This is a genomic window from Limnohabitans radicicola, assembly GCF_014837235.1.
GTDB classification, from domain to species: Bacteria; Pseudomonadota; Gammaproteobacteria; order Burkholderiales; family Burkholderiaceae_C; genus Limnohabitans_A; species Limnohabitans_A radicicola.
Genome location: NZ_JACYFT010000001.1, coordinates 445,595 through 463,043, shown reverse-complemented (window position 1 = coordinate 463,043; position 17,449 = coordinate 445,595). Strand labels below are relative to the sequence as shown.

Annotated in this window: 22 protein-coding genes; 17 read left to right on the top strand and 5 right to left on the bottom strand. The window is 62.5% G+C overall.

The features are described 5' to 3' along the window. The first annotated feature begins 41 nt into the window (after window positions 1-41). Window positions 42-1,859 carry an aspartate--tRNA ligase gene (gene aspS, locus IC609_RS02320; RefSeq protein ID WP_191817833.1) on the top strand — a complete coding sequence of 606 codons (1,818 nt, stop codon included), beginning with the start codon at window positions 42-44 and terminating at the stop codon, window positions 1,857-1,859. A 61-nt stretch (window positions 1,860-1,920) separates the two neighbouring features. Here the strand turns inward: aspS and IC609_RS02315 are convergent, their stop codons facing one another. Continuing rightward, window positions 1,921-2,529, bottom strand: coding sequence for an ABC transporter ATP-binding protein (locus IC609_RS02315; RefSeq protein WP_191817832.1), 609 nt, complete (start codon window positions 2,527-2,529; stop codon window positions 1,921-1,923). A 171-nt stretch (window positions 2,530-2,700) separates the two neighbouring features. Here IC609_RS02315 and IC609_RS02310 point away from each other — a divergent pair, with 171 nt between their 5' ends. Then, entirely contained in the window at window positions 2,701-4,839 is a 2,139-nt protein-coding gene (locus IC609_RS02310; protein WP_191817831.1) for a TonB-dependent receptor family protein, read from the top strand. Between the two features lie 28 nt (window positions 4,840-4,867). Here IC609_RS02310 and IC609_RS02305 read toward each other — a convergent pair whose 3' ends face one another. Further along, window positions 4,868-5,197 carry a c-type cytochrome gene (locus IC609_RS02305; RefSeq protein WP_191817830.1) on the bottom strand — a complete coding sequence of 110 codons (330 nt, stop codon included), beginning with the start codon at window positions 5,195-5,197 and terminating at the stop codon, window positions 4,868-4,870. Window positions 5,198-5,322: 125 nt separating this feature from the next. Here IC609_RS02305 and nudB point away from each other — a divergent pair, with 125 nt between their 5' ends. The 7 genes from nudB (at window position 5,323) to IC609_RS02270 (ending at window position 10,754) form a co-directional block, all read left to right on the top strand. Further along, the gene (gene nudB / locus IC609_RS02300; protein ID WP_191817829.1) at window positions 5,323-5,790 is read left to right on the top strand and encodes a dihydroneopterin triphosphate diphosphatase; all 468 of its coding nucleotides are present in this window, start codon (window positions 5,323-5,325) and stop codon (window positions 5,788-5,790) included. Then, window positions 5,787-6,533, top strand: a complete 747-nt coding sequence (locus IC609_RS02295; RefSeq protein ID WP_191817828.1) for an endonuclease/exonuclease/phosphatase family protein — start codon at window positions 5,787-5,789, stop codon at window positions 6,531-6,533. Before nudB ends, IC609_RS02295 begins: the two co-directional genes overlap by 4 nt. Window positions 6,534-6,535: 2 nt before the next feature. Next, window positions 6,536-7,765, top strand: a complete 1,230-nt coding sequence (clsB, locus tag IC609_RS02290; RefSeq protein ID WP_191817827.1) for a cardiolipin synthase ClsB — start codon at window positions 6,536-6,538, stop codon at window positions 7,763-7,765. A gap of 67 nt (window positions 7,766-7,832) precedes the next feature. Further along, window positions 7,833-8,561, top strand: a complete 729-nt coding sequence (gene folE, locus IC609_RS02285) for a GTP cyclohydrolase I (protein ID WP_191818880.1) — start codon at window positions 7,833-7,835, stop codon at window positions 8,559-8,561. A gap of 2 nt (window positions 8,562-8,563) precedes the next feature. Beyond that, window positions 8,564-8,986, top strand: a complete 423-nt coding sequence (locus tag IC609_RS02280; protein WP_191817826.1) for a BLUF domain-containing protein — start codon at window positions 8,564-8,566, stop codon at window positions 8,984-8,986. A gap of 43 nt (window positions 8,987-9,029) precedes the next feature. After that, window positions 9,030-9,911 carry a DMT family transporter gene (locus IC609_RS02275; RefSeq protein ID WP_191817825.1) on the top strand — a complete coding sequence of 294 codons (882 nt, stop codon included), beginning with the start codon at window positions 9,030-9,032 and terminating at the stop codon, window positions 9,909-9,911. Window positions 9,912-9,917: 6 nt separating this feature from the next. Further along, window positions 9,918-10,754 (top strand): DUF429 domain-containing protein, encoded by an 837-nt coding sequence (locus IC609_RS02270; RefSeq protein ID WP_191817824.1) that lies wholly within the window; start codon window positions 9,918-9,920, stop codon window positions 10,752-10,754. 96 nt (window positions 10,755-10,850) lie between these two features. On the opposite strand, the gene IC609_RS02265 is transcribed toward IC609_RS02270, so the two are convergent. Continuing rightward, window positions 10,851-12,128, bottom strand: coding sequence for a Y-family DNA polymerase (locus IC609_RS02265; RefSeq protein ID WP_191817823.1), 1,278 nt, complete (start codon window positions 12,126-12,128; stop codon window positions 10,851-10,853). Between the two features lie 109 nt (window positions 12,129-12,237). Between IC609_RS02265 and IC609_RS02260 the strand changes: the two genes are divergently transcribed. Genes IC609_RS02260 through IC609_RS02225 form a run of 8 tightly spaced genes read left to right on the top strand, consistent with a single transcriptional unit; the run spans window position 12,238 to window position 16,571 of the window. Beyond that, complete coding sequence (locus IC609_RS02260) at window positions 12,238-12,720, top strand: RidA family protein (protein ID WP_191817822.1); 483 nt, start codon at window positions 12,238-12,240, stop codon at window positions 12,718-12,720. A gap of 16 nt (window positions 12,721-12,736) precedes the next feature. Continuing rightward, a complete protein-coding gene (locus IC609_RS02255; protein ID WP_191817821.1) occupies window positions 12,737-12,949 on the top strand; it encodes a DUF4287 domain-containing protein in 213 nt (70 codons plus the stop codon). Between the two features lie 36 nt (window positions 12,950-12,985). Then, entirely contained in the window at window positions 12,986-14,080 is a 1,095-nt protein-coding gene (locus IC609_RS02250) for a DNA glycosylase AlkZ-like family protein (protein WP_191817820.1), read from the top strand. Between the two features lie 28 nt (window positions 14,081-14,108). Further along, entirely contained in the window at window positions 14,109-14,459 is a 351-nt protein-coding gene (locus tag IC609_RS02245) for an antibiotic biosynthesis monooxygenase family protein (RefSeq protein ID WP_191817819.1), read from the top strand. After that, window positions 14,456-14,941 (top strand): cupin domain-containing protein, encoded by a 486-nt coding sequence (locus IC609_RS02240; RefSeq protein WP_191817818.1) that lies wholly within the window; start codon window positions 14,456-14,458, stop codon window positions 14,939-14,941. The genes IC609_RS02245 and IC609_RS02240 overlap by 4 nt, the downstream gene beginning before the upstream one ends. A 36-nt stretch (window positions 14,942-14,977) precedes the next feature. Then, complete coding sequence (locus IC609_RS02235; protein WP_191818878.1) at window positions 14,978-15,670, top strand: aspartate/glutamate racemase family protein; 693 nt, start codon at window positions 14,978-14,980, stop codon at window positions 15,668-15,670. A 60-nt stretch (window positions 15,671-15,730) separates the two neighbouring features. Beyond that, entirely contained in the window at window positions 15,731-16,174 is a 444-nt protein-coding gene (locus IC609_RS02230; RefSeq protein ID WP_191817817.1) for an SRPBCC family protein, read from the top strand. A 19-nt stretch (window positions 16,175-16,193) separates the two neighbouring features. Further along, on the top strand, window positions 16,194-16,571 hold the full coding sequence (locus IC609_RS02225) for a VOC family protein (RefSeq protein WP_191817816.1): 378 nt from the start codon (window positions 16,194-16,196) through the stop codon (window positions 16,569-16,571). A gap of 144 nt (window positions 16,572-16,715) precedes the next feature. Here the strand turns inward: IC609_RS02225 and IC609_RS02220 are convergent, their stop codons facing one another. Both IC609_RS02220 and IC609_RS02215 read right to left on the bottom strand, forming a co-directional pair. Then, window positions 16,716-17,096: a hypothetical protein gene (locus tag IC609_RS02220; protein ID WP_191817815.1), complete on the bottom strand. Its 381-nt coding sequence runs from the start codon at window positions 17,094-17,096 to the stop codon at window positions 16,716-16,718. Further along, on the bottom strand, window positions 17,096-17,422 hold the full coding sequence (locus IC609_RS02215) for a glycine zipper domain-containing protein (RefSeq protein ID WP_191817814.1): 327 nt from the start codon (window positions 17,420-17,422) through the stop codon (window positions 17,096-17,098). The genes IC609_RS02220 and IC609_RS02215 overlap by 1 nt, the downstream gene beginning before the upstream one ends. Window positions 17,423-17,449 lie beyond the last annotated feature (27 nt).

Here is a 17,449-nt window from a genome sequence, read left to right as displayed (position 1 = left end):
GGCACAAGTGCCGCCGATTCTCGACATAGAAAGCGACAAACATGTCCTCCATGCGTACCCACTATTGCGGTCTGGTGACCGAAGCCCTGATGGGCCAAACCGTGACCTTGTGCGGCTGGGTCAACCGTCGCCGTGACCACGGTGGTGTGATCTTTGTCGATCTGCGTGACCGCGAGGGTTATGTGCAGGTGGTGTGCGATCCTGACCGTGCCGAGACCTTCAAGGTGGCCGAAGACCTGCGCAACGAGTTCTGCGTCCAGATCACGGGCTTGGTGCGTGCACGCCCTGACGGCACTACGAACGACAACCTCAAGAGCGGCAAAATCGAGGTGCTGTGCCACGAGATGACGGTGCTCAACCCGTCCGTGACGCCTCCTTTCCTGCTGGACGACGAAAACCTGTCCGAGACGACCCGCCTCACGCACCGCGTGCTGGACCTGCGTCGCCCCTACATGCAAAACAACCTCATGCTGCGCTACAAGGTGGCGATGGAAGTGCGCAAGTACCTCGACGAAAACGGCTTCATCGACATCGAAACGCCGATGCTCACCAAGAGCACGCCCGAAGGTGCCCGTGACTACCTGGTCCCCAGCCGCGTGCACGATGGCCAGTTCTTCGCGTTGCCGCAGTCGCCCCAGCTGTTCAAGCAGCTCTTGATGGTGGCGGGCTACGACCGTTACTACCAGATCACCAAGTGCTTCCGCGACGAAGACCTGCGCGCTGACCGCCAGCCCGAATTCACCCAGATCGATATCGAAACCTCGTTCCTGACCGAAGAAGACATCCGCGAGATGTTCCAGGGCATGATCAAGCGTGTGTTCAAGAACACCATTGGCGTGGACCTGGGCGAGTTCCCGATCATGACCTACCAGGACGCCATGCACCTGTACGGCTCCGACAAGCCCGACTTGCGCGTCAAGCTCCAGTTCACCGAGGTCACCGACGTCATGGCCGATGTGGACTTCAAGGTGTTCTCAGGCGCTGCCAACATGAAGGGCGGACGTGTGGTGGCCCTGCGCGTGCCCAATGGTTCGGTCGAAGGCGGCGGCATCAGCCGTGGCGAGATCGACGCCTACACCGAGTTCGTCAAGATCTACGGTGCCAAGGGCCTGGCCTACATCCGCGTCAACGATCTCTCCAAAGGCCGTGACGGTCTGCAGTCACCCATCGTCAAGAACATCCACGACGCGGCCTTGAATGCGGTGCTGGAGCGCTCGGGTGCCCAAAACGGCGACCTGATCTTCTTTGGTGCCGACAAGGCCAAGGTGGTCAACGACGCCATCGGCGCGCTGCGCATCAAGATCGGTCACAGCGCCTTCGGCAAGGCCAACGGTCTGTTCGAAGACCGTTGGGCACCGATGTGGGTGGTGGATTTCCCCATGTTCGAATACGACGAGGAAAGCCAGCGCTACACCGCTGTGCACCACCCCTTCACGGCGCCCAAAGCCGGTCACGAGGACTGGATGGTCACCGCCCCCGAGAAGTGCATCTCGCAAGGCTACGACATGGTCCTGAACGGTTGGGAAATGGGCGGTGGCTCGGTCCGTATCCACCGCGCAGACGTGCAGCAAAAAGTGTTTGACGCCCTCAAGATCACGCCCGAAGAAGCGCAGCTCAAGTTTGGCTTCCTGCTGGATGCCCTGCAATACGGCGCGCCTCCGCACGGTGGCCTGGCCTTCGGCCTGGACCGCATCGTGACCTTGATGACCAAGGCCGAGTCGATCCGCGACGTGATCGCTTTCCCCAAGACCCAGCGCGCCCAGTGCTTGCTGACCCAGGCGCCTTCGCCTGTGGACGAAAAACAGCTGCGCGAGCTGCACATCCGTTTGCGCAATCCGGATGCTGTCAAGGCCGCTTGAGCGACTTCTGACTGACACCAAAACGCCACCTCCGGGTGGCGTTTTTCATGGTGTCTGCGCTTCAGCCCAGAGTGATGCAACTGCTCCAATCCAGATCCGGATCAGCTTCGTAGTCCGCCACCAGCCAGGCCCGCGTCGGGTGATCGGCCATGTCGTTCAAAAAGCCACGCACCACCTGGATCGACCCCTGATCGAGCGACACATAAGGCTGGTCCAGGCAAGTGAGGGTGGCGCCAGAGGCCAGCAGCGCAACCAGGCCCACCTTGCGGCGGCTGCCCGTGGACAGCATGAACAGCTTCTTGCCCAGATGCACCTGCAGGCTCAAGGCTTCGGTCACATCCTGCTGCAACTCGGTGCTCCAGCGGGGGCATTGTTGTTGCAGCGCTGACCAGACTTGCTCGGGCGTGGCTTCGTCGTGCTCGGGCAGCGCCAGGTTGAGCCACAAGGCATCTGTGGCGGGTCGGGTGCCAGAGTGGGCGGACAAGTCGCCAGACAGCAGCCTCAGCAAGCTGGTCTTGCCCGTCCCTTCGTCGCCCGTCACGGCGGTGAGGCCTGTGGGAATTTGAAGGTCCAGCCCCGAGAACAAGGGTGCTGCGCCAGGTCCGCCTGTCAGGCCAGTGGCCTGCAAAAAGAGGGCTGTGTGGGCTTTGAAATGGGCGTGTTTGAACATGCCCTCATGTTAGCGTGCCCTTTGGAAAACCACCTTTGTGACAAGGGCGTGTCACCTGGAGGCTGAAACACGGCAACGATCCCTGTAATCTGCCACATCATCCGAGTCAATTGCCTCCAGACGACCGCCAACATGCGGTCCACGGGTGCACCGAATACCTGAAAGTTGCATGTGAAAACCCGTTTGTATTGGAGTGGTGTTCTGGGTTTGCTGAGCGCCACGGCGCACGCCCAAAACGCCGATGAAGTCATGGTCCAAAGCGGGCGCATGCTGCAGCGCCAACTGGACGCCCCAGCTTCGGTGTCGGTGATCGATGGCGAGGCCATCCGCAACGCTGGCCCGCAGGTCAACCTGTCCGAGGCCCTGAGCCAGGTGCCGGGCGTGGTGGCGCTCAACCGTAACAACTACGCACAGGACGTGCAAATCTCCATCCGTGGCTTTGGCGCACGTGCCCCCTTTGGCTTGCGCGGCATTCGCCTGATCACCGATGGCATTCCCGCCACCATTCCCGACGGGCAAGGCCAAGCCTCTACCGTGAGCTTGACTTCGGCCGAGCGCATCGAAGTGCTCACGGGACCATTGGCGCAGTTGTACGGCAATTCGGCGGGCGGCGTGATCCAGTCCACCACACGCGAAGCAGGCGCGCAGCCGCAGGCTGACGCGCAAGTCACCCTGGGCAGCTACGGCTTGCGCCGCACCGACTGGCAAGCCAGCGGGCGCACAGGCCGTGTGGGCATCGTGGCCGACTACAGTACCTTCCACACCGACGGGTACCGCGCGGGCAGCGGGGCCGAGCGCAAGCAATTCAACAGCGTGCTCACCGCCGATCTGCAAGAGGGCACCCGCCTCAAAGTGGTCGCCAACGCCTTCGACATGCCCTACGCCATGGACCCCCTGGGCCTGACCGCCGCACAACTCGCCGCAGATCCCCAACAGGCGGGCACCAACGCGCTGGCCAACCGAACGCGCAAAATCGTCTCGCAAAACCAGCTGGGTGCCGTGCTCGAACACCGTTTCAGCGATGACCTGCGCTTGCAAGCGCGTGCCTACACAGGCACACGCGACAACCTGCAATACCAGGCCAGCAGCGCCACAGCCGGCACCTGGGTTGGTTTGGCGCGTGAGTTCAAAGGTCTCGGCTTGCAGCTCAATGGCAAAACGCGCACCGATGCGGGCAACAAAATCGACTGGGTGCTGGGTGTGGATGCCGACCAGTCGGGCGAGCAGCGCCAGGGCGGCGCCACCGCTGCCGGAGAAAAAACCGGTGCCATCACCCGCAACGAATACAACGAAGCCAGCAACCGCGACCTGTTCGCGCAGCTCAACTGGCACCTGTCCAACCTAGCAGGCTCGCCCTGGACCCTGACCGCAGGCGTGCGCCGCAGCAGTGTGGACCTCAAGAGCCGCGACGACATACCGGTCACTGCCTTAGACCCCAACGGTTCCGGTTCGGTGAACTTCACCACCACCAGCCCGGTGCTGGGTGCCACCTGGCACGCCAGCGAGCAACTCAACGTCTACGCCAACTGGGGCCGTGGTTTTGAAACTCCCACGCTGGCCGAAGCCGCCTACGCTGTGACCGGTACGGGCAACACCCGCTCGGTGGTGGGGCAGTTCAACCCCAATCTGCTGGCCTCGCAAAGCCAGCACAAAGAGGTCGGCATCAAGTGGACACCCACGCGCGACATGCGCCTGGATGCCGCAGTGTTCCACATCCAGACCGAGCGTGAGATCGTGACGTCCCTGTCCGACGCGGGCAAGACCGCTTACACCAATGCCGCGCAGACGCTGCGCCAGGGGGTGGAGCTGTCCTGGCGCGCCAAGCTGGCCGAGCAGTGGCGTGCGCAACTGTCGGCCACCTGGCTGGAGGCCACTTACGACAGCGCCTTCACCACCACCGCCAAGACGGGTTCCAACTACACCAACAAAACCGTGGCCGCTGGCAAGGCCATGCCGGGCATCCCCGAGCAGCAGCTGTTTGCATCGGTGCAATGGGCGGCGCAAGGCTTTGGTGCCAAGGCGCCTCTGGGTCTGCAGGCTTCGCTCGACTGGGTGGCCCGCTCACGCATCTGGGCCAGCGATGCCAATGACCTGACGGCCAGCGCAGCGGGCTACGGGCTGCTCAACGCCAAGCTGCGCCAGCGTTATCAGGTCGGCCCGGGCCGGGTTGAGGTCTATGCAGGCATCGACAATCTGTTCAACCGCCGTTACGTCGGCTCGCTCATCGTCAACCAGGCCAGCGCGCAGTTCTTTGAGCCGGGCCTGCCGCGCAACAGCATGGTCGGCGTCAAGGCTTCGCTGCCCTTGTGATCTGGACCGGGGGCTGCCGGGTGTGCCATCAAAGCCCCATGATCCAGCGGTAAATGGCTTTGGCCTCGGCATTGCTGACCACGGGGCGTTCCCACCCGTTGGGCATCGAGGTGGTTTCACTCCAGTGTTGCCCACCGCCTTCACGGGTGCCGTTCTGGATGGTGGAGAGCAGCATTTTTTCAGCATTCGGGTTGCCGCTCCATCGGTAAGCGATGCGTTTGAATGACGGGCCAATCGAGGGCTTGTCCACAGCATGGCACTGCAGGCATTGCTTTTCCTCGACCAGCTTGAGGTTGGCCAAGGCGTGGGTGCTGGCCATCAGCATGAGGATCAGTCCGAACCATGGGTGTTTGTGCATGAGGTGCTCCTGAGTCAGTCGCACGCACCTTAGCCTGCGCCTGTCGGCGCTTCAGTGTGTTGGCTCGCATTGACCGTAAGTCGATCTGGTGCAATGGCTGCTGAGCCCAGCTTGCCTAGAATGGCATGGTGATTTCCCCCATCTACAAAATCCCGCAATCCGTGCTCGTGGTGATCCATACCCCGGCGCACGACGTGCTTCTGATCCGACGCACCGATGCGGGCACCTGGCAGTCGGTCACGGGCAGCAAGGACTTTGAGACCGAAGACTGGCACGAGACGGCCAGGCGCGAGGTGCTTGAAGAAACCGGCATCGACGCCAGCCACCCGCAGTGCTTGCTGCAGGACTGGCAGCTGGAAAACATTTACGACATTTATCCGGCCTGGCGCTGGCGCTATGCGCCCGAGGTGAGCCGCAACACCGAGCGCGTGTTTGGTTTGCGTGTCCCGCACGGCACCCCGGTCAAGCTCAACCCGGCCGAACACACCGAGCTGCAATGGCTGCCGTGGCACGCGGCGGCCGATGTGTGCTTTTCGGCGTCTAATGCCGAGGCCATCCTGATGCTGCCCCGTTTTGCAGGTCGCCCCGCATGAGCCACTCGCCCGACATCTTGCGCGTGGTGACCTGGAACATCCATAAAGGGGTGCAGGGCCTGGGGCCCGTGCGGCGGCTTGAAATCCATAACATTGGGCATGCGGTGGAGCAGCTCGATGCGGACCTAGTGTGCCTGCAAGAGGTGCGTTTTGTGAATCGACGCGAGCAGCGGCGCTTTGCCCACTGGCCCGAGTTGCCGCAGGCCGAATTTTTGGCGCCCGAGGGCTACGAGTCGGTCTACCGCACCAACGCCATCACCCGGCACGGCGAGCACGGCAACGCCTTGCTCTCGCGCTGGCCTGTGTTGTCGCACCAGCACGAGGACATGTCGGACCACCGCTTTGAGCAGCGCGGTCTGTTGCATGCACAGGTCCATCTCATGGGCCGGGATGTGCATGCGGTGGTGGTGCACTTGGGCCTGGTGCCTGCCAGCCGCGTGCGCCAGACCGAGCAGCTGCTGCGCTACATCGCACGCGAAATCCCTGCCGATGCCCCTGTGCTGGTGGCCGGCGATTTCAACGACTGGGGCACGGGCTTGGGCCAGCGCATGGGCTTGGCGGGCTTTCAGGAGTGGCGGGAGCAGCCCACGCCCACGTACCCCTCACGCTTGCCTCTGAACCAGCTGGACCATGTGTATGTGCGCGGGCTGCAGCCCCTGGGGGCCATGGTGCCCAGTGGGCGTATCTGGCGGCGCATGTCGGACCACTTGCCGCTGGTGGCCGAGTTCGCTTTGAAGGCCTGAGCATGCGCCACACCGCACCTTTGCGCGATGGGCACCAGATCCGCTTGATCGACGGGGGGGAGGCGTATTTCCAGGCGGTGATTACGGCAGTGGACCGCGCCCGCTCGCAGGTGCAGCTGGAAACCTATATTTTTGACTTCCATGGCGCCGCCGCTGCCGTGGCCGAGGCGCTGGAGCGCGCTGCCCTGCGCGGTGTGCGTGTGTGGCTGGTGGTCGACGGCGTGGGCACCGGGCGTTTGCCTGCCGAGTGGGCCTTGCGCTTTGAACGTGCCGGGGTGAGCTGCCGCGTGTATTCACCCCTGGGCGCCTTGGGGTTGTTGATCCCCAGCCGCTGGCGTCGTCTGCACCGTAAGCTCTGCGTGGTGGACGGTCAGCAGGCGTTTTGCGGGGGCATCAACATCCTGGACGACTGGTACGACCCCCATCACGGCACCTTGTCTCACCCCCGCCTGGACTTTGCGGTGCAGGCACGAGGTGCGTTGGTGCAGCAGGTGCAGGAAACGATGACCCAGCTGTGGTGGCGACTGCAGGCGGTGCGCCATGTGCGCCAGCACAATTTCCCGGAGGCCTTCAGCTCCTTTCGTGCGGCAGGCCTGCATCTGCCCTGGACGCACGAGGACGGGACAGCCGAGCCCGACCAGATCAAGGCCCGGGCGGGCCTGCTGCTGCGTGACAATGTGCGCCACCGCAGCCAGATCGAGCGGGCTTACCTCAAGGCCATTGGCATGGCGCGGCGTGAGATCGTGATCGCCAATGCCTACTTTCTGCCGGGGCGGCGCGTGCGTGCGGCACTGATCCACGCCGCCCGGCGCGGTGTGCGGGTGCGGCTGCTGCTGCAGGGGCGTTACGAATACTTCATGCAGTACCACGCGGTGCGCCCGGTGTATGGCGCGTTGCTGGCCTCCGGGGTCGAGATCCACGAGTACACCGCCAGTTTTTTGCACGCCAAAGTGGCGGTGATTGACCCGGACAGCGACCGCCCCTGGGCCACGGTGGGGTCTTCGAACCTGGACCCGCTGAGCCTGTTGCTGGCCCGTGAGGCCAATGTGGTGGTGGCCGACCGCACCTTTGCCGTGCAGCTGCACCGCCGCCTGGTGCAGGCCATGGAAGAACAAAGTACACCGATTGATGCGGCGACCTACCTCAGTCGCCCCTGGCACCAGCGCCTGCGGGACCGCATCGCCTTTGGTCTGATGCGCCTGATGCTGTTCATCAGTGGCTTGCGTTACTGAATCCCGGCAGCCGTAAAACCTCACTTTCAGGCGGGGCGCCGTTCGCTGGTACGATGGCTGGATGTTAATGAAAGCCCCAGACGCCATGACTGCTTCTGCTGCCACACCCGAAGACGATGGCGTTCCTGTCTCCGTCAAGATCCGCGAGCGCATCCACGCGGCCCGCAAACGCTTCCACGCCAACGACAACATTGCCGAATTCATCGAGCCCGGCGAGCTGGACAAGCTGCTGGACGAAGTCACCACCAAGATGGAGGGCGTGCTCGACAGCCTGGTCATTGACACCGTCAACGACCACAACACGGGCGACACCGCCCGCCGCGTGGCCAAGATGTACCTCAAGGAGGTGTTCAAGGGCCGCTATGTGGAAGGCCCCGAGATCACCGAATTTCCCAACGCCGAGCACCTCAACGAGTTGATGATCGTCGGCCCCATCACCGTGCGCAGTGCCTGCAGCCACCACTTTTGTCCCGTGATCGGCAAGATCTGGATCGGCGTGCTGCCCAACGAGCACACTAATGTGATCGGCTTGTCCAAATACGCTCGCCTGGCCGAATGGATCATGGGCCGACCCCAGATCCAGGAAGAGGCCGTGGTGCAACTGGCCGACCTGATCCAGCGCAAGACCCAGCCTGACGGCCTGGCCATCGTCATGGAGGCGAGCCATTACTGCATGGGTTGGCGTGGCGTCAAGGACATGGACAGCAAGATGATCAACTCGGTCATGCGCGGTGCCTTCCTCAAGGACCCGAACCTGCGCCGAGAATTCCTGTCACTGATTCCTGGAAAGAACTGACCATGTTGGTACGCCTGCTTTACGCCAGCCGCGCTGTGGACACACGTGCGGAAACGATCGAATCCATCCTCAACCAGTCGCGCCAGTTCAACCCGACCAGCGGGATCACGGGCATCCTGTGCTACGGCGGGGGCATCTTTTTGCAAGCCATTGAAGGCGGGCGCAACGCCGTGAGCGATCTGTACGGCCACATCCAGAAAGACCCGCGCCACAAGGACGTGGTCTTGCTGCATTACGAAGAAATCACTGAGCGCCGTTTTGGTGGCTGGACCATGGGCCAGGTGGACGCTTCACGCGTGAACACCAACATCCTGCTCAAGTACTCCGAGCGTGCCGAACTCGATCCCTACAACGTGTCGGGCAAAGTGTCACTGGCCCTGCTCGAAGAGCTGATGGCCACCGCCTCCATCATCGGTCGGGCTTAAACAGCCCTCACCCCCAAGCCCCGCAAGGGGCTTTTTCACGTCCATGCCCCTGAGCGCGCTTGCCCTGGTTGTTTTGGCCGGTTTCATCCATGCCTGCTGGAACATCGCTGCCAAAAAGGCAGGGGGCGATGTGCGCTTTGTCGCTTTCACTTCGGTGGTGCTGATGGTGTTTTGGGCGCCGGTGGGGCTGTGGGTCGGTTGGCAGCAAGTGCCCGCCTGGGGTGTGCGGGAATGGGCTTTGGTGCTGGCCAGTGCCTTGCTGCACATAGGCTATTTCATCGTGCTGTTGCGTGGCTACCGCCAAGCCGACCTGACGGTGGTCTATCCGCTGGCGCGGGGATCTGGGCCGCTGCTCTCGTCCATGGTGGCCATTGTCTTGTTGGGGGAACAGATTTCGGCGCTCGGCCTGGCGGGCATTCTGGGCGTGGTCGGGGGCGTTTTCCTGATCGCGGGTGGCCCTGGCCTGTGGAAAGCCGCGCACGACCCGCACCAGCAAGCGCGGGTGCGCATCGGTATTTTTTATGGCGGTATCACGGGCCTGTTCATTGCCAGCTACACCGTGGTCGATGGCTACGCCGTCAAGGTCGCGCTGATGTCGCCCATTCTGGTGGATTATTTTGGCAATTGGGTGCGTCTGGTTTTCTTGTTGCCCACCTTGCTGCGTGATCGCCCGACCGTGTGGGCGCTGTGGCAGCAGCAGCGGCGGTATGCCCTGGTTGTGGGCATTTTCAGCCCTGTGTCGTATGTGCTGGTGCTGTATGCCCTGCAGGTGGCACCGCTGTCGCATGTGGCTCCGGCGCGCGAAGTGTCCATGCTGTTTGCGGCCTTGCTGGGCGGCCATCTGCTGGGCGAAAAAGACCGTGGCCCGCGCATCGCAGGCGCGGCGCTGATCGCCGCAGGCGTCATGGCTTTGGGCATGGGCTGAGTGGCCATGAAACACCTCGGAATGTCTCCTTCCTTGATCGGCTGCGACTTCTCTAGCAGCCCCAGCAAACGCAAACCCATCGTGCTGGCGCTGGGCCAAGCCCGACAGGGCAGGGTGCAGCTGCAGGCCCTGCTGACTTTTGAAACGCTCAATGCGTTTGGCGAGTGGCTGGCGCAGCCTGCCGACTGGGTGGGCGGCTTTGATTTGCCCTTTGGCCTGCCGCGTGAGCTGGTGGAGACCCTGGGCTGGCCTACCGACTGGGCCGCTTGCATGGACCATTACTGCGCCCTGGAGCGTCCTCAGATTCGCGAGCAGTTTGCGGCGTTTTGCAACGCCCGCCCGGTGGGCGGCAAATTCGCCCACCGCGCGGCCGACCAACCTGCAGGCTCCAGTCCGTCCATGAAATGGGTCAACCCGCCTGTGGCCTACATGCTGCACGCAGGCGTGCCCTTGCTGCGCCAGGCGGGGGTGCATCTGCCTGGCCTGTGTGCGGGCGATGTGCGCCGTGTGGCGTTGGAGGCCTACCCCGGCCTGCTCGCACGCGAGGTGCTGGGCAACACCAGCTACAAAAGCGACGACAAGGCCAAGCAAACGCCTGAGCGCTTGCTGGCCCGGCGTGAACTGCTGAGTGCTTTGGAGCGCGGTCAAACCCGTCTGGGCCTGCGTCTGGTGGCCAGCAACGCGCTGCTGGGCTGCTTGGCCGATGATGCGAGCGGCGATGCACTGGATGCCACCCTGTGCCTGCTGCAGGCTGCCTGGGCGCAGCAACAGCACGAAGCCGGGCACCCGCAATACGGCTTGCCACCGTGCGACCCGCTCGAAGGCTGGATCGTGACGGCTTGAGTTTCTCGCCAACTGGGATTCTGTGGGAGCCGCGCCCTCGCGGCGAATGCTTGCGGTTTGCCAGGGCCCTATCGCGGCGAGGGCGCCGCTCCTACGTCAGCGTTCGGTCTCCAGATCCGGGATGCGGTTGAACGCGATCCGCATGGGGGCGGTATCCAGCGCATGGTGTGCGCTGGCAAAGTACACCGCGTTTTTGCCATAAGTGCGGTTGAGCGCGTCCATGGCCGACATCAAGCGTGCCCGGTCGCGTTGGGCTTCGTGGTTTTGTTTCGTCTGCGCAGACGGCGCCTGTGCGTCTTCGAGCGCGTCAAACAAATCGGGTGTGTGCTGACTCGCCAGCACCAGACCGCACAGCTGCACGCCCACCGCTTTGGGGCCTTGCAGCAGGTGCAGGCCGCTGAACCACAGCTGGTCCAGGGTGTGCAACAAAAAGCCCGTGTCTTGCGTCTCGCCCATATGAGCGTAGCGCTCACCGCCCGACTCGCGCTGCCAGCGGTGGTCGCAGCGCACAAACACCTGCATGGCCGTGGTGTAAAAGCCCTGCTTGCGCAGCCGCATGGCGGCCTTCTGCGTCAGGCGGTGCAGCACCTGTCGTGCCCCCTCGGGGTGACGCAAATCGGGCGGCAACACATGCGAATGCCCGAGCGAGCGCGACGTGGTGGTGCGCGGCCCGTACCACTGGCCACGCAGCCTGTCGTACATGTCAGAGCCCGCCAGGCCGCCCCAGGCCGTGTGCAGCAAATCACGCGGCGCGGCATAAAGCTGTTCCATCGTCTCGATGCCGCAGCGCGACAACCGCTCACGCATGCGCGGGCCAATGCCTTGCAGGGCCGAGAGCTTCAGGTGAAACAGCCGCTCGGGCAACTCGTGCAGCTCGATCACCGTCAAGCCATCGGGCTTGTGCATGTCAGAGGCCAGCTTGCCCAAGAGCGTGTTGGGCGCAATGCCAATGGAGGTGCGCATGCACTCGCCCACCTCGGCCAGCAGCGCCGCCTTGATCTGCCGGGCCAGTGCCACAGCGCGATCACGTTCACGCCAGCGGCCCGTCAACTCGCACTCCATCTCGTCAATGCTCACCACCTGCCGCACTTGTGCCAGCCGGTCCACCACGGCCACGGCCTGCTGGTGCACCTCCACATACTTGGCGTGGTCTGCCAGGATCAGTGCAATGCCCGGGCACAGCCGCTTGGCGTCAGACACCCGCGTGCCCGTCTTCACGCCAAAAGCCTTGGCCTCGTAACTTGCCGCAATGCAGCACGACGAATCGGCCATGACCGGCACGACCCCCACCGGCCGCCCACGCAAGGCCGGGTTGAGCTGCTGCTCGACCGAGGCGAAGTAGCTGTTGAAGTCGATGAAGAGGGAGCGGAGCATGGCTTGATTAACTGTATATTTGTACAGTATATGAGGAAGAGTCGGCATCACCAAGAGGCCGCATGGATTGGCTGTGATAATGAAAACTAATTGATTGTTCATTGATGCCATGACCGCAGACATACGATTCCAGCAACTGGCCCAGGAACTCGGCCACGACTTCAGTGGCGAGATCAAGATCGGCGGCAACTACACGCCAGTCACGCGTGATGGTCACCAGTTGTTTGTGAGCGGTCAGATCCCGCGAGTGGGTGACGAAGTGCTGTTTGTCGGCGCTGTGGGTGATGCTCTTGATGTTCCACAGGGTCAGCAAGCCGCAGCCATTGGCGCCATGCGGGCGCTGGCGTTTTTGCAGCGCACGGCGGGCAGTCTGGACGCGATCTCGTCCATCTTGCGCATCACGGTTTATGTCCACTCAGCACCCTCGTTCACCCAGCAAAGCGAAGTGGCCGATGGTGCGTCGGATGTCCTGTGTCGCGTGCTGGGGCCGCGTGGGGTGCATGCCCGCACATCGGTCGGCGTGCTGCAGTTGCCCAAGGGGGCTGCCGTCGAGTTGGATTTGGTGGCGACAATCGCTGCTGCAACCGTGTGAACAAGGAGACCCCGCCATGAGCACCCCCGAAAAAACCAAAGGCCCCGCCTCGTATTTCCCGTCCATCGAAAAGAAGTACGGTCAGCCCATCGCGCATTGGCTGGACTTGCTCAAAGCATGCGAGGGCATGAAGCACATGGAGATGGTCGCCTGGCTCAAGACCGAGCACGGCATGGGACATGGCCATGCCAATGCCATCGTGGCTTATTGGATGGCGGCTAAAAAATAACAGCCCCATGAGGTACGTCTGCGTCATGATGCGGCCATGGCATCCCCCGTGTTGACTCTGGACCAGCTGCGCCGCTATGCGGTGGCGCGCAGCCTGTTCGCGCCCACCACCTTGCCCAAGGCATTGCAGCGCCTGGGCTTTGTGCAGGCCGACCCCTTGCGTGCGCCTGCCCGTGCACAAGACCTGACACTGCGCCACCGTGTCGCGGGCTACCGGGTCGGGGACCTGGAGTCGCGTTACCCTCAAATGCCCATTGAGGAAGATTTTTTCGTCAACTACGGTTTTGTGCGGCGTGATTTGCACCACCTGATGCACCCGCGCACGGCCCGCATCGTGTGGTCGGCTGCGCGCATGAAGCAAGCGCAAGAGGTGTTGGCTTTTGTGCGTGAGGCAGGCGTTGTCCGGCCCGCGCAAGTGGACGCCCATTTTGACCATGGCCGCGTGGTCAACTGGTTTGGTGGCAACAGCAAGGCCAGCACCCAGTTGCTCGAAGGCATGCATTACCGGGGTCTGCTGCGTGTGGTGCGGCGCGAGAGTGGTCAACGTTTGTATGCCGTTCGTGAGCACGAACCGAATGGGCTGGGCCCCAATGCCATCATGGACGCATTGGTGGATGTGATCGTGGCCAAGTACGCCCCATTGCCTGCAGCCAGTCTGGGGCAGCTGGTCGGGCTGCTGGCGGGCGGTGTACCGCAGTGGCGGCAGCACCGCCAAGCCATGCTGCAGCGTGCGCGCCTGCGCTTGCCCACTGCAGACGTGGATGGGACAACTTGGTTTTGGCCCAAGGACGAAAACCCCGCTTCGCGTCGCCACGGCGTGGAGGACAGAGTGCGCTTGCTGGCGCCTTTTGACCCGGTGGTGTGGGACCGCCGCCGCTTCGAGCAATTGTGGGGCTGGGCCTACCGGTTTGAGGCCTATACGCCCGCGGCCAAACGGGTGCGCGGCCACTACGCCATGCCCTTGCTCTGGCGCGATCAGGTCATCGGCTGGGCCAACGTCAGTGCCAAGTCGGGCGTGCTCACACCTGACGTGGGCTTTGTGAGCACAGCGCCCAAGGACAAAGCCTTTGCTGCGGCCCTGGACGATGAGCTGCATCGCATGTCTGTGTTCTTGAGGCTGAACGACGCATGAATCGCTGCTTGATTTGATTGGAGTCCCGATGTTTGCCCAAACCCCTGAACCCCCGTATTACGCCGTCATCTTCACCAACCAACGCTCCCGCCAGAGCGCAGACGGGGACGATGGCTATGCCGATACCGCCGAGCGCATGGTGGCGTTGGCGAAGCAGCAGCCGGGCTTTCTGGGTGTAGAAAGCGTGCGCGGTGCAGACGGGATGGGCATCACGGTGTCCTATTGGTCCAGCGAAGAATCGATTGCAGGCTGGCGCCAGCATACCGAACACACCCTGGCCCGTGAGCAAGGGCGCAAACGCTGGTATGGTCAGTTCAGTGTGCGTGTGGCCAAAGTCGATCGGGCTTATGGCATGGCACCTCAAGGAGAGCGCTCATGAGCACTTCAGCTACAGCTTTGCTGGCCGCACAGGCACCGTTGCGCGCCAAACCGTCCAACTACCCGCCCGCAGTCGTGGCCATGCTGCAGCCCTTGCTGGCCGGGCGAGAAAAACGCCCCTTGGGTGATCTTTTTGGCCTGACGAATTTCGGCGTCAACCTGACCACGTTGGCACCGGGCGCTGCATCGTCGTTGCGGCATGCGCACAGCCTGCAGGATGAGTTCATCTTCATTGTCTCGGGCACGCCCACGCTGGTGACCGATGAGGGCCGGACTTTGCTGTCGCCTGGCATGTGTGCTGGCTTCAAGGCCGGATCGGGCAACGCCCACCAGCTGCGTAACGAGTCGTCTGAGCCGGTGGTGGTGCTCGAAGTCGGTGACCGCACCGATGGCGACACGGCGACGTACCCCGAAGCCGATCTGATGGGACGCCAGCTGGACGGACAGTGGTCTTTCTTCCGCAAAAACGGCGAGGCATTTTGATGGGCTGGATTCGGCCGAGAGACAAGGCAGATGAACATGAAAACCCTGGGCCTGATCGGCGGCATGAGCTGGGAATCCACCGTGCCTTATTACCGCCTCATCAACGAAGGCATCAAGGCCCGTTTGGGTGGCTTGCACTCGGCCAAACTGGTGCTCTACAGCTTGGACTTTGCCGAGGTGGAAGAGCTGCAGTCGGCAGGCCGCTGGTCAGAGGCTGGGCACATGCTGGCGCAGGCCGCACAGTCGCTGCAGGCAGCAGGCGCTCAAGGTCTGGTGCTGTGCACCAACACCATGCACAAGGTGGCTGAAGCCATCGAATCAGCAGTTGATTTGCCACTGATCCACATTGCCGACGCCACAGCGCAGGCCGTGCGATCGGCAGGGCTGCAGCGGGTGGGCTTGCTGGGCACGCGATTCACGATGGAGCAGGACTTTTACAAAGCACGCTTGCAAAAAACATGGGGTCTGGATGTGCTGGTGCCGGAGGCAAGCGATCGCGATGAGGTGCACCGCATCATTTACCAAGAGCTTTGCCTGGGGCAGGTGAACGGTGATTCACGTGATGCGTACCGCCGTGTGATGGACTGTCTGATTGAACAAGGGGCTCAAGGCATCATTTTGGGTTGCACTGAAATTGGTTTGCTGGTGGATGCGAACGACAGTACCGTGCCATTGTTCGACACCACGGCCTTGCATGCGCAGGCGGCGGTCGATTGGATGCTGGCCTGAAGGACTCATCCACAAGCCTGCAGGCTGTCACAATCAATAACATTGATTCAAGGATTGACCATGCCCAACACCGTCCGTTTTCAGCGCGTTTTTCGTGCGCCCGCCGAGCGGGTCTTTCGTGCCTTCATTGACCCGGATGCCATGAACAAGTGGTTGCCACCGCACGGCTTCACGGGCCGGGTACACGAGATGGATGCCCGTGTAGGCGGCAGCTACCGCATGTCGTTCACCAACCTGGGCAATGGGCAGAGCCACAGTTTTGGTGGCACCTTTCTGGAGCTGGTGCCTGGCGAGCGTTTGAGCCACACCGACACCTTCGATGACCCGAACCTGCCGGGGCAGATGGTGACCACTGTGACCTTCAAACCTGTGCTGGTGGGCACGGAGGTGAACATCGAGCAGGCGGGCATTCCGGACATGATCCCACCCGAGGCGTGCTGCCTGGGCTGGCAAGAGTCCTTGCAGTTGCTGGCGCTGTTGGTCGAGCCCGACATCACGGGCTGATGCTTAGGAGGCGCATCCGATGAGCAATCCCGTAGGCTGGTTCGAGATTTATGTGCACGACATGCCCCGTGCCCAGGCGTTTTACGAAACGGTGTTCGGCCAGCCTTTGTACCCTTTGCCGCAGCAGGCCGAAGGTGGGCCAGAGATGCTGGTCTTTGAGATGAACAACGAAGGCTATGGCGCCGCCGGAGCCTTGGTGCGCATGCCTGGTTTTGAGCCTGGTGGCAACAGTGTGTTGGTCTACTTTTCATGCGCCGATTGCGCAAATGAAGCCGCCAAGGCTGCAGCCGCTGGCGGGCAAATCGTGAAACCCAAAACGTCTATTGGCCCCTACGGGTCCATTGCCCTTGTGACCGATAGCGAGGGCAACATGATCGGGCTGCATTCGGCACCTTGAGCGCATGGTGTTCAATCGGGTCGCTCCTGGGGCGCTGCACGCGCCACATCAGCCAGCGCTGCACCACCATCATCCAGGTGGGTTCGCGCAGTGCCGCAACGATCAAGCCGCGTGACAACGCCAGGCGTTGCTCATGGACATGGCTCATGCTTTGCGTGCTTGTTTGAGTGCCAGCACGTCGAGCTGAATTTGCTCACGTGTTCGCGGAAAGAAGACCGACCGATCGAAGACCCTGTAGATCAACCAGCAGCCCACAGCCACCACGGCCCATGCCAGCGGAAACGCCCACAGCACCCAGGCCAAATGGGGGTCGACGGCGGGCAAAGCACTCCACAGCAGCAGCGCAACGCCGCCCCAGAGAACGGCCAGCACCAGACTGCCAACGCCGATGGCGCAGAGCAGCGCCTGGTTTCTCACATAGCGCAGAAGCAGGCTCGATTCTTCGGAAATCAAATCTGCATAGCCCTGAACATGCATCGAGATGAGTTCAGGTCGCAGCAGCAGTTTGAACAGGATCTGGAGCATCAGCGCGAACGTGAACCCAACCACCAGCTCAGCAGCGCGCCAGCCGTGGCGCCAACGCCTGCTGCGATCAGCACCGATTTGAAGGGATCGTTCTGGATGTAATGCTCGGCAGTGGCGCTCATCTTTTGCGCTTCTTTTTCGAGGCGGTGCTGCACGTCTGAGGCAGCGTCTTTGCTCTTGCTGGCCAGGTTGTTGATGCTGTCGGCGAGCCGTTCGCTCACGCGGTGAAGGTCGTGGCTGTTCTCGCGCATCGCTTCGTGCAAGGCGCCCGAGATGTGGCTGCCGATGTCGGTGGCTTTGGTCATGGGGTCGGTGTGTGTTTTCATGAGGCGGCTTTCATCGTGGAAGGGTTG